This is a genomic window from Cycloclasticus sp. (assembly GCA_040743155.1).
Lineage (GTDB): Bacteria > Pseudomonadota > Gammaproteobacteria > Methylococcales > Cycloclasticaceae > Cycloclasticus.
This window is the reverse complement of sequence record JBFLJU010000001.1, coordinates 218866-231674: the sequence shown is the minus strand read 5'-3', so window position 1 is coordinate 231674 and position 12809 is coordinate 218866. Positions and strand designations below refer to the sequence as shown.

General features: G+C 41.5%; 7 protein-coding genes. All 7 read right to left on the bottom strand.

Annotated features, from left to right (window positions below; translation table 11 throughout):
* Positions 1-15 precede the first annotated feature (15 nt).
* The 7 genes from fusA to rplJ all read right to left on the bottom strand — a co-directional run bounded on the left by fusA (position 16) and on the right by rplJ (position 12695).
* Positions 16-2112 (bottom strand): elongation factor G, encoded by a 2097-nt coding sequence (gene fusA, locus AB1Y31_01140; GenBank protein MEW4981767.1) that lies wholly within the window; start codon positions 2110-2112, stop codon positions 16-18.
* 28 nt (positions 2113-2140) lie between these two features.
* On the bottom strand, positions 2141-2611 hold the full coding sequence (gene rpsG, locus AB1Y31_01135; GenBank protein MEW4981766.1) for a 30S ribosomal protein S7: 471 nt from the start codon (positions 2609-2611) through the stop codon (positions 2141-2143).
* Between the two features lie 16 nt (positions 2612-2627).
* Complete coding sequence (gene rpsL, locus AB1Y31_01130; GenBank protein MEW4981765.1) at positions 2628-3002, bottom strand: 30S ribosomal protein S12; 375 nt, start codon at positions 3000-3002, stop codon at positions 2628-2630.
* Positions 3003-3244: 242 nt separating this feature from the next.
* A complete protein-coding gene (rpoC, locus tag AB1Y31_01125; GenBank protein ID MEW4981764.1) occupies positions 3245-7465 on the bottom strand; it encodes a DNA-directed RNA polymerase subunit beta' in 4221 nt (1406 codons plus the stop codon).
* A gap of 55 nt (positions 7466-7520) precedes the next feature.
* Complete coding sequence (rpoB, locus tag AB1Y31_01120; GenBank protein ID MEW4981763.1) at positions 7521-11600, bottom strand: DNA-directed RNA polymerase subunit beta; 4080 nt, start codon at positions 11598-11600, stop codon at positions 7521-7523.
* Positions 11601-11749: 149 nt separating this feature from the next.
* The gene (gene rplL / locus AB1Y31_01115; GenBank protein MEW4981762.1) at positions 11750-12124 is read right to left on the bottom strand and encodes a 50S ribosomal protein L7/L12; all 375 of its coding nucleotides are present in this window, start codon (positions 12122-12124) and stop codon (positions 11750-11752) included.
* A 43-nt stretch (positions 12125-12167) separates the two neighbouring features.
* Entirely contained in the window at positions 12168-12695 is a 528-nt protein-coding gene (rplJ, locus tag AB1Y31_01110; GenBank protein MEW4981761.1) for a 50S ribosomal protein L10, read from the bottom strand.
* Between the last annotated feature and the right edge of the window lie 114 nt (positions 12696-12809).

The window sequence follows — 12809 nt, the reverse complement described above, 5'->3', positions numbered from 1 at the left end:
CGTCATTACTTAATATTAATAAAAAATTCTGCTCTTAATCTTTTCTTCTAACGCTTTAGGTACTTCAGCGTACTTATTAAACATCATGCTATAAGTCGCTCTTCCCTGTGTTGCCGATCTTAAATCAGTTGCATAGCCAAACATTTCTGCCAGCGGTACTTCTGCATCAATCAACTTTCCAGCGGGGCCATCATTCATACCAAGAATAATTCCTCTTCGCTTATTCAGATCACCAACAACATGACCCATATAGTCTTCTGGTGTAACCACCTCGACCTTCATCATCGGCTCAAGGACAGCAGGATTGGCATTTGCCGCCCCATCCTTGAAACAAATTGAACCCGCTATTTTAAACGCCATTTCATTTGAGTCAACATCATGATACGAACCATCATATAAAGTTACCTTTATATTGATCATGGGATAACCCGCTAAAACACCATTTTTCATCTGTTCTTTCACACCGGTCTCAACCGCACCAATGTATTCTTTGGGTACGGAGCCACCAACAACAGCGTCTACAAACTCGAACTCACTACCATCTAGTGGCTCTATTTTAAGCCACACATGCCCATATTGACCGCGACCACCTGATTGCCTAATAAACTTGGCTTCTTGTTCAACACTTTTACGTATCGTCTCTCGATAAGCAACTTGTGGTGTACCAACATTCGCCACAACACTAAATTCTCTTCGTAATCTATCAACAATAATTTCTAAATGTAACTCACCCATTCCAGAAATAATCGTTTGTCCTGACTCTTCATCAGTATGCACTTTAAACGACGGGTCTTCTTGTGCAAGCTTACCCAACGCTAAAGCCATTTTATCTTGATCCTGTATGGTTCTAGGCTCAACCGCAATCGAAATCACAGGATCCGGGAACTCCATACGCTCAAGCGTAATTGGTTCATTTATTGCGCATAAGGTATCACCCGTAGTGACATCTTTAAGCCCAATAGCTGCAGCAATATCGCCTGCATATACTTCTTTAACTTCTTGTCGATCATTAGAATGCATTTGAACCAATCGACCAATACGTTCTTTTTTTCCTTTAAGTGGATTAAAAACAGAATCACCTGTCTTTAAAACACCAGAGTAGACCCTGAAAAAAGTCAACGTACCGACAAAAGAATCCGTTGCAATTTTAAAAGCTAGCGCAGCAAAAGGAGAACTATCGTCCGCCAATCGCTCTGTAGGCTTTTCATCATCAGCGACTACCGCTTTAATTGCCGGCACATCAACTGGTGATGGTAAATAATCCACAACAGCATCTAACATAGGTTGCACACCCTTGTTTTTGAATGCACTACCACATAAAACTAAAACAATTTCATTTCTTAACGTACGAAGACGCAAACCTTGTTTGATTTGCTCTTCGGACAATTCTCCAGAGTCAAGGTACAACTCCATCAAATCATCATTACCTTCAGCAGCCGCTTCAATCAACTGCTCTCGAAGAACTTCACATTCTTCTAAAATCTCCAAAGGTACATCAGCATTTTGATGCGACACCCCTTTGTCATTTCCATCCCAGTAGACGGCTTTCATTGTGATCAAATCAACCACACCTCTAAACTCATCTTCAGCACCAATAGCGCACTGCAATGGCACCGAATTGCAGCCCAACCTATCTTTTAACTGCTGCACTACTCTTAAAAAATCCGCACCAGCTCGATCCATCTTGTTTATGAAAGCCAATCTTGGCACATCATATTTATTAGCTTGGTGCCAAACTGTTTCAGACTGAGGCTCTACACCACCTACCGCGCAAAAAACCGCACATGCACCATCTAAAACTCTCAAAGATCTTTCAACTTCAATTGTGAAGTCTACGTGACCCGGTGTATCAATAATATTAATACGGTGTGTATCAAACTGTTTATCCATGCCAGACCAAAAGCATGTTGTTGCAGCAGAAGTAATGGTTATCCCACGCTCCTGTTCCTGCTCCATCCAGTCCATCGTTGCCGCACCATCATGGACTTCGCCCATCTTGTGTGACACACCTGTATAAAATAAAACTCGCTCTGTTGTTGTCGTTTTACCGGCATCAATATGAGCCATGATGCCAATATTCCGATAACACTCTATTGGAGTAGAACGAGGCATCTTGTTTCCTAAATCTTTCTAAATAAACCTACCAGCGGAAATGCGAGAATGCTTTATTCGCTTCAGCCATACGATGAGTGTCTTCACGTTTCTTGAACGCTGAACCTCTGCTTTCTAGGGCATCAACCACTTCACCAGCCAGTCTTGCTGACATTGATCTCTCACTACGCTTACGCGAAGCATCAATCAACCAACGCATAGATAAACCCATTCTGCGGTTTGGACGCACTTCTACAGGCACTTGGTAAGTTGCACCACCTACTCGTCTAGACTTAACTTCAACGGCTGGTTGTACTTTTTCTAACGCTAAAATTAATGCCTCAACCGGCTCCGCATGACCTTTGCTTTCGATCGTATCAAGTGCGCCGTAAACAATTTTTTCTGCAATAGACTTCTTTCCATCCACCATGATCATATTCATGAATTTAGCTAACACTAAATTTCCGAATTTTGGATCCGGTAAAATCTCTCGTTTAATCGCTTTTTTTCTTCTAGACATTATTGAACTCGTTTAATTAGTTTTTAGGGCGCTTAGCACCATATTTAGAACGGCCTCTACGACGCGCTTCTACACCAGACGTATCCAAGCTTCCTCGAACTACGTGATAACGAACACCCGGTAAATCTTTAACACGACCGCCACGAATTAATACGACTGAGTGTTCTTGAAGGTTATGACCTTCACCACCAATATAGCTGGTCACTTCAGCGCCATTCGTTAACCTAACACGCGCCACTTTACGTAATGCAGAGTTTGGTTTTTTTGGTGTTGTTGTGTATACACGTGTACAAACACCCCTTCTTTGTGGGCATGCTTCAAGCGCAGGTACATTACTTTTTTCTACCTTACGTTTTCTAGGCTTACGAACTAATTGGTTAATTGTGGTCATATCTTATTTAGAGCTCCAAAAACTCGTGCAAAATATTTACTACACATTTGTGAAAACATGCATTTAATAATTCTTATTTAAGGTTATTCCAGCGAAAGGAAATCCAATCGACTGAAGAGCGAGAATTTTAGGCAGATTATGCTTTACTGTCAAGCATAATGACTGCGTAATTATTTATTTTAAGAAAACGCCAGTCCAAACTTCGGACTGGCAGATCTTAACTTTCTTTTCTCTTGACGAAATTATTCTTGCATATTGAGAGCTTGCTTTAACGCCTCTTCTGCTTCGTCATGAGCTGCCGCTGTAGTAGCTTCATCATCCATCTTAGGGCTCATTGCTGCTGCTTTGTTTTTCCTACGCTCTATATGATGAGCCAGGCCAGTACCAGCCGGAATCAAACGACCAACAATAACATTCTCTTTTAAACCATGAAGGTCATCTCGAGTACCTCTAACAGCTGCATCAGTTAATACTCGTGTTGTTTCTTGGAAAGAGGCCGCAGAAACAAATGATTCAGTTGCTAGTGACGCTTTTGTAATACCAAGCAGCACGTTATCAGCAGTTGCTGGGATTTTACCTTCCTTTTCCAACTTATCATTCATCTCAAGGTAGCGTGTTTTCTCAACTTGCTCACCTTTTATGTATGAACTATCTCCACCGGAAGTAATTTCAACTTTTCTAAGCATTTGTCTAATAATAACCTCAATATGCTTATCATTGATTTTCACGCCTTGTAAGCGATACACATCTTGTATTTCATTGACCAAGTATCTGGCTAATTCAGGTACACCACGCAGTCTTAAAATATCGTGAGGCGTTAACTCACCTTCAGCAATAGTTTCACCTTGCTCTACGTGCTCACCTTCAAACACAGTAATATGACGCCACTTAGGTATCAGCAACTCTTTGGTTTCACCGTCTTTATCCGTTACGACTAAACGGCGTTTACCTTTTGTTTCCTTACCAAAACTCACGGTACCCGTCATTTCAGCTAAAATCGCAGGGTCCTTTGTTTTACGCGCTTCGAACAAATCGGCCACACGTGGAAGACCACCTGTAATATCACGGGTCTTACTGGACTCTTGTGGAATACGAGCCAAGATATCAGCGCTTTCAACATCTACGCCATCAGTTACATTTACCACCGCTCCAGCAGGCATAACATAATGCGCCGCTATCGTTGTACCTGGTATATAGACTGGTTCACCATTGGCATCCACCAAGGTAATGGCAGGTCTTAAGTCTTTACCACTGCTGCCACGTTGCTTAGCGTCCGTAACAATTAGTGATGACAGTCCGGTAATATCATCTGATTGCTGCTGAACAGAAACGCCTTCAACAAAGTCAGTAAATATAACTTTACCAGCCACCTCTGTTATCACAGGGTGAGTATGCGGATCCCATGTTGCAAGTACAACACCTGCTGACAATTTATCACTTTCTTTAGCCGTTAATTCAGAACCATACGGAATTTTATAGTTTTCACGTATTCGGCCATATTCGTCGACGACACTGATTTCACCTGAACGGGAAATAACAACCAATTTGCCATCTTTATTTTCAATGGTTTTAAGCTTGTCATTGAATACTAGCGTGCCTTCAGATTTAATCTCAATACTGTTAATAGCAGCTGAACTTGAAGCCGCACCACCAATATGGAACGTACGCATCGTTAACTGAGTTCCTGGCTCACCAATAGATTGAGCAGCAACAACACCAACGGCCTCACCTAGGTTCACCAAGTGTCCGCGAGCGAGATCACGGCCATAGCACATCTTACAAATGCCTTTCCTATTCTCACAACTAATCGCTGAACGTGCAATTACCTTATCCACGCCATTTTCTTCTAAGTGCTCCACCCAAGCTTCGTCAATTAGAGTGTTACGAGGCACAATAATTTCATTAGTTGCCGAACTCAGTACGTCTTGTGCAATAACGCGTCCAAGAATTAGATTACCTAATGGTTCTACAACTTCACCACCCTCAATTAATGGTGTAACTTCGAGCCCATTTTCAGTACCACAATCGTCTGTAAGAACTACCATATCTTGAGCAACGTCAACCAAACGTCGAGTTAAGTAACCCGCGTTAGCTGTTTTAAGCGCCGTATCCGCCAAACCTTTACGAGCACCATGAGTAGAAACGAAGTACTGCAGAACGTTCAAGCCTTCTCTAAAGTTTGCAGTAATAGGTGTTTCGATAATCGAACCATCTGGTTTAGCCATCAAACCACGCATACCTGCAAGTTGACGTATCTGGGCCGCTGAACCACGAGCACCGGAATCTGCCATCATGTAAACCGAGTTGAATGACTTTTGCTTGACCGTGTTACCTTCGGCATCTTGCACATCATCGCTGCCAAGGTTATCCATCATCGCTTTGGCTACTTGTTCATTAGTATGAGACCAAATATCAATAACTTTATTGTAGCGCTCACCATTTGTCACAAGTCCTGAAGAGTATTGACTTTCAACTTCTTTAACTTCTTTTTGTGCGGCCTTAATCAACTTCCCTTTTGTACTTGGAATAACCATGTCGTTAATACCAAAAGATACGCCAGATTTAGTCGCATTCGAGAAACCAAGGTACATCAGTTGATCGGCAAAAATGACTGTTTCTTTATCACCCAATTGACGATATGAAGCGTCTATTAACTGCATGATCGCTTTTTTTGTTAAATCTTTATTAACAAGGTCAAAATCAAGTGATTTTGGAACAATACTCCAAACTTGAGCACGACCAATAGTCGTTTCAACAAGACGTGTTGTAGTTTCTTCTTCGCCAGAATCCGTAACAGTCTTTTCCTGTATCCGAATTTTAACTTTAGAATGAAGTTCAACGAAACCAGATTGAATAGCACGAGCCGCTTCATCAACATCACTAAATGCCATACCTTCGCCAAGACCATTTACTCGATCTCTGGTCATGTAATACAAGCCAAGAACAACGTCTTGTGAAGGAACAATAACTGGCTCACCGTTAGCTGGTGACAAGATATTGTTTGTCGACATCATCAAGGTACGCGCTTCTAACTGCGCTTCAATTGATAATGGAACGTGAACAGCCATTTGGTCACCATCGAAGTCGGCGTTGAACGCTGAACACACTAATGGGTGCAATTGAATAGCCTTACCTTCAATCAAAATAGGCTCAAACGCTTGAATACCTAGACGATGAAGCGTAGGCGCTCTGTTAAGCATAATAGGATGCTCACGGATAACTTCAGCAAGAATATCCCATACCTCTGGGCCTTCACGTTCAACTTGCTTTTTAGCAACCTTAATTGTTGTCGCTTCACCACGTAACTGTAACTTGTTAAAGATAAATGGCTTGAACAATTCAAGCGCCATTTTCTTAGGTAAACCACACTGGTGCAATTTCAATGTTGGTCCAACCACAATCACTGAACGGCCAGAATAATCAACACGCTTACCAAGTAAGTTTTGACGGAAACGACCTTGCTTACCCTTAATCATATCCGCTAGAGATTTTAAAGGACGACGGTTTGTACCCGTAATCGCACGGCCACGTCTACCATTATCTAATAGCGCATCAACAGACTCTTGCAACATACGTTTTTCATTACGAACGATAATGTCTGGAGCACTTAGATCTAATAAGCGATGTAGGCGATTATTTCTATTAATCACGCGGCGATAAAGATCATTTAAGTCAGACGTTGCAAAACGGCCGCCATCAAGTGGCACTAAAGGTCTTAGTTCTGGAGGCAGTACAGGAAGTACCTTCAAAATCATCCATTCAGGCTTATTCTTCGAAGCAACTAAGGCTTCAAGCACTTTAAGGCGCTTTGAAATTTTCTTAATTTTTGTTTCAGACTTTGTTGCATTGATGTCTTCGCGACAGCCATCCATTTCAGCATTAAGGTCTAGCGCTTTTAATAGGCCGTCAATCGCTTCGGCACCCATTAAGGCAGTAAACTCATCACCGTGTTCTTCAAGAGCATCAAGATACTCTTCATCTGTCATCAAGACACCGACTTCAAGTGTCGTTAAACCTGGGTCAACAACTACGAACGATTCGAAGTACAACACACGCTCAATGTCACGCAAAGTCATATTCAATAGTAAGGCAATCCGGGATGGTAGGGATTTTAAAAACCAAATATGTGCAACCGGAGAGGCAAGGTCAATATGACCCATACGTTCGCGACGTACTTTAGAAAGTGTTACTTCAACGCCACACTTTTCACAAATAACACCGCGGTGCTTTAAACGCTTGTATTTACCACACAAGCATTCGTAGTCGTTAACGGGGCCAAAGATTTTCGCACAAAACAAACCGTCTCTTTCTGGTTTGAACGTACGATAGTTGATCGTTTCAGGCTTTTTAACCTCACCATAAGACCATGATCTAATCATGTCAGGTGACGCTAAACCTATACGAATGGCATCAAACTCTTCAGTTTGGTTTTGTTGCTTTAAAAAATTGAGTAGATCTTTCAAGACCGTATCTCCTTGTTATCTGTTTTTGTTCAACTAAATGCTAATGAATAAGAAATTAATCTTGTTCCAGCTCAATATTGATACCTAGCGCCCTAATCTCTTTAACTAATACGTTAAATGATTCTGGCATACCCGGATCCATGGTGTGGTTACCATCAACGATGTTTTTGTACATACGTGTACGTCCAGATACATCATCAGATTTAACCGTTAGCATTTCTTGCAAGGTGTAAGCAGCACCATAAGCTTCAAGTGCCCAAACCTCCATCTCTCCAAATCGCTGACCACCGAACTGAGCTTTACCACCCAAAGGTTGCTGAGTCACAAGGCTATAAGGTCCTGTAGAACGAGCGTGCATTTTATCGTCAACCAAGTGATTCAATTTCAGCATGTACATATAGCCTACTGTTGTTTCTCGATCAAAGGCTTCGCCAGTACGGCCATCATATAACTGTACTTGTCCAGACTCAGAACGACCACCTAATTTTAGCATTTGCTTAACTTCAGCTTCAGAGGCACCATCAAATACTGGCGTTGCCATTGGCACACCTGCTTTGAGGTTACCTGCTAATTCAAGAATCTCATCGTCGCTGAACGAATCTAACTCTTCTTTACGGCCGCTCGTATTATAAATTTTGTCTAAGAACTTACGTAATTTGTCTACTTTAGCCTTCGCTTCAAGCATTTTACCAATTTCGTTACCTAGGCCTTTTGCCGCCCAACCTAGATGAGTTTCTAACACCTGACCTACGTTCATACGTGACGGAACACCTAGCGGGTTAAGCACAACGTCTACCGGTGTACCATCTTCCATATAAGGCATATCTTCTTCAGGTACGATCATAGAGATAACACCCTTGTTACCGTGACGACCGGCCATCTTATCACCCGGCTGAATACGACGTTTAACAGCAAGATACACTTTCACCATTTTCAAGACGCCAGGCTGAAGATCATCACCCATGGTGATTTTCTTACGTTTCTCTTCGTATAGCTCATTGATGTCAATACGTTGCTGCTCAACTTGTTCAGCTACAGTTTCTAATTGAACATTAAGCTCTTCGTCATTAAATTTAATTTTAAGCCATTCGCGATTAGTAATGCTTGATAAGTACTCTTTAGTAACTGCTGTTCCTTTTTTAAGCCTTTCAGGGCCAGAAACTGCTTCTTTTCCAAGTATTAATTTCTCAACACGTAAGAAGGTGTCGCCTTCGACGATACGTAGTTGATCGTCCAAATCCTTCTTAACACTGGCTAGCTCAGCTTCTTCAATTTCTATCGCACGTTGATCTTTCTCAACACCATCTCGAGTGAAAACCTTCACATCAATAACGGTGCCTTGCATACTTGAAGGAACACGCAGCGAAGTATCCTTAACATCAGAGGCTTTTTCACCAAAAATCGCTCTAAGCAATTTTTCTTCCGCTGTTAATTGACTTTCACCTTTAGGCGTTACTTTGCCCACTAGAATATCGCCACCTTTAACTTCAGCACCAATATAAACTATGCCAGATTCATCTAGTTTAGATAGCGCGCCTTCACCAACATTTGGAATATCAGCTGTGATTTCTTCAGAACCTAATTTTGTGTCACGAGCAACACACACTTTTTCTTCAATATGTATCGTGGTTAGGCGATCTTCCTTAACAACTTTTTCAGAGATCAAGATGGAATCTTCGAAGTTATAACCATTCCAAGGCATAAACGCGACCATCATATTTTGGCCAAGCGCTAACTCGCCCATATCTGTAGAAGGTCCATCAGCCAATACGTCACCTTTGGCAATTAAATCGCCAGGTTTAACAAGTGGACGTTGGTTAATACAGGTGTTTTGATTAGAACGAGTGTATTTAGTACAGTTGTAGATATCTACGCCTGACTCACCCGCTTCAGCTTCATCATCATTAACCCGAACAATAATTCTTGACGCATCAACATCATCAATGATGCCACCACGTGTTGCAACAATAGTAACACCCGAGTCCACCGCAACAGCACGCTCCATACCAGTTCCCACTAAAGGCTTATCAGCTTTAAGTGTTGGAACGGCCTGACGCTGCATGTTTGAGCCCATTAATGCACGGTTAGCATCATCGTGCTCTAGAAAAGGAATAATAGACGCCGCTACAGAAACGATCTGTTTCGGAGAGACATCCATATAATTAATTTTATCTGCCGTTGTGATGGCAAATTCTTCAGCATGGCGACAAGTCACCATATCTTCAGTAAAGTTTCCTTTTTCGTCTAATTCTGCGTTTGCTTGGGCGATGTAAAAACGACCTTCTTCAATAGCAGATAAGAAATCTACTTGTTCAGTCAATTGGCCATCAACAACTTTTCTATAAGGTGTTTCTAAAAAGCCGTATTCGTTTGTTCTAGCATAAACAGCCAATGAGTTGATCAAACCAATATTTGGACCCTCAGGTGTTTCAATCGGGCAAACACGACCATAGTGAGTTGCGTGCACATCTCGAACCTCAAAACCAGCTCTTTCACGAGCCAAACCACCAGGGCCTAACGCTGACACACGGCGCTTATGTGTGATCTCAGATAATGGATTATTTTGATCCATGAACTGTGATAGTTGGCTAGAACCAAAGAATTCTTTAATCGCTGCAGCCACAGGCTTAGCGTTAATAATTTCTTGTGGCATTAAGCCTTCAGAATCGGCGATAGACAAACGTTCTTTAACCGCACGCTCGACACGAACTAAACCTACTCTAAACTGGTTTTCAACCATTTCACCAACAGAACGAATCCTTCTGTTACCTAAGTGATCGATATCGTCAACTGAACCAACACCATTACGAATGCTAATAAGTTCTTTTAATACACCGATGATGTCATCATTACTTAAGACACCAGGGCCCGTGATTTCATCGCGACCTAAACGAAGATTGAATTTCATACGACCCACTGCAGAGATGTCGTAACGATCTAATGTAAAGAATAAGTTATGGAATAATTTAAGCGCAGATTCTTTAGTTGGCGGTTCGCCAGGGCGCATCATCCGATAGATTTCAACCAACGCGTCTAATTGATCCAATGTTGAATCAATTTTCAGTGTATTGGATATAAAAGCACCTTTATCTAAATCATTAACGTATAAGGTTTCGATCTTACTCGCGCCACTGTTAACAATTTCGTCGATATTTTCTTCTGTAATTTCAGCATTTAAATCAGCAACAATTTCACCAGTTTCCTGATTAACAATAGCCGATGCTAAAATTTTTCCTAATAAGTAGTCATTCGGCACGTCTATTTGCTTTATTTCAGCTTTAGTAAGCGCACGAATATGCTTCGCAGTGACTCTGCGTCCTTCTTCGATCAGGACTTTACCGTTGACCTTAACATCAAAACCAACGATCTCACCGCGTAACCTTTCAGGTACTAGGTCCATTGTAAGGATTGATTCCTTTACATGGAATACGTTCTTATCAAAGAACATATCAATGATTTGATCATTAGTGAACTCTAGTGCTTTAAGCAGCACCGTTGCAGGTAACTTCCTACGGCGATCGATACGAACATAAACGATATCTTTATGATCGAATTCAAAATCAAGCCATGAACCACGGTAAGGAATAACCCTTGCGGAGAAAAGCAGCTTGCCTGATGAATGTGTTTTGCCTTTATCATGATCGAAAAATACACCAGGAGAACGGTGTAACTGCGAGACAATAACTCGCTCTGTACCATTGATAACAAAAGTACCGTTACCTGTCATTAAAGGCAACTCACCCATATATACTTCTTGTTCGCGGATATCTTTTACCCGCTTCGATCCAGCTGGTGAGTCTTTATCGTATATAACCAACCGGACTTGAACTCTTAATGGTGACGCATAAGTTGCACCACGTGATTGACATTCTTTAACGTCAAATTTGGGCTTACCTAAACGGTAACTCACATACTCCAATACCGCATAACCGGTATGGCTTGTAATTGGAAACACACTACCTAAAGCTGCATGTAAACCAACAGAGTCTAGCTCTTCGGTTGTTGCAACATCAGATTGAAGAAAACGTTTGTAAGAACTAATTTGTGTTTCTAACAGGTAAGGTGTTTCCATCGCACCTTCTTGTCGACCAAATGTTTTACGAATACGCCTTTTCTCAGTATATGAGTACGCCATTTTTTAACCCTTTAATTCGTTTATTTCCAATTTAAATAACCCAATAAATTAGAAATTTTAATACCCTACAACGGGAAATAGGTCGGTAGTTAAAAACTACCGACCCTATTCTTTTAAAAGCCTTTATAGCTTTTTAATAGCAACAAATGTTACTTAACTTCTGCAGCAGCACCAGCTTCTACAAGCTGCTTAACAGTTTCTTCAGCTTCATCTTTAGATACAGCTTCTTTAACTGCAGCAGGCGCGCTTTCAACTAAAGTTTTGGCTTCTTTCAAACCAAGACCTGTAATAGCGCGAACAGCTTTAATAGCTGATACTTTGTTGTCACCGAAGCTTGTCATAATTACGTTAAACTCAGTTTGCTCTTCTGCAGCAGCAGCTTCACCGCCAGCAGCAGGTGCAACCGCTACAGCAGCAGCTGCAGATACACCAAATTTTTCTTCCATCGCTTCAACTAGTTCTACGACATCCATAACGCTCATGCTTGAAATTGCTTCTAAAATATCTTCTTTGGAGACAGCCATTGTCTTAACCCCTTAATTAATTTATGTGTTTAAAAAATAATACCTATGCAGCCTGCTTTTGAATGCGGACGGCATCAACAACTCTGACCAACTGTGCATGCGGTTCAGCAAGTGTTCTGACGAATTTCTCGACAGGTGCTTTCATCACAGACATCAACATACTGATTGCTTGGTCTTTTGTCGGTAGTTTTGATAGTCGATCAAGTTCTGATGCTTCCAGTAATTGACCACCAACAGAAACAAATTGTGTTTCTAGTTTTTCATGGTTTTTACTAAAATCCTTCACTAGTCGCGCTGCGCTACCTGGATCTTCCATTGAGAACGCCATAACCAGCGGACCCTGAAGTGCGTCTTGAATACATTCAAATTCAGTATTCTCAACAGCTTTACGTACTAACGTATTTTTAACAACACGCAAATACACACCAGATTCACGAGCCTTCTCACGAAGCTCAGTCATCTCTACAACAGTTAAACCACGGTATTGCGCTGCAACTGCGGAAAATGCATTTGCAGCAACCTCAGCCACTTCAGCAACAACTGCTTGTTTTTGCTCAAGATTTAGTGGCATATATACCTCCTAACTACTGTTATGTAACAACTAATGTCGTTACGATTTACACAACCCCTTGCAGGGCACCCTTTAACGGGGCATCCTAAATACTGATAAGGACTTACCGTCTGC

Excerpts from the sequence above, each read along its gene's own strand:
- rpsG (MEW4981766.1), bottom strand. The coding sequence starts at position 2,611 with ATGTCTAGAAGAAAAAAAGCGATTAAACGAGAGATTTTACCGGATCCA.
- fusA (MEW4981767.1), bottom strand. The coding sequence starts at position 2,112 with ATGCCTCGTTCTACTCCAATAGAGTGTTATCGGAATATTGGCATCATG.
- rpsL (MEW4981765.1), bottom strand. The coding sequence starts at position 3,002 with ATGACCACAATTAACCAATTAGTTCGTAAGCCTAGAAAACGTAAGGTA.
- rplL (MEW4981762.1), bottom strand. The coding sequence starts at position 12,124 with ATGGCTGTCTCCAAAGAAGATATTTTAGAAGCAATTTCAAGCATGAGC.
- rplJ (MEW4981761.1), bottom strand. The coding sequence starts at position 12,695 with ATGCCACTAAATCTTGAGCAAAAACAAGCAGTTGTTGCTGAAGTGGCT.
- rpoB (MEW4981763.1), bottom strand. The coding sequence starts at position 11,600 with ATGGCGTACTCATATACTGAGAAAAGGCGTATTCGTAAAACATTTGGT.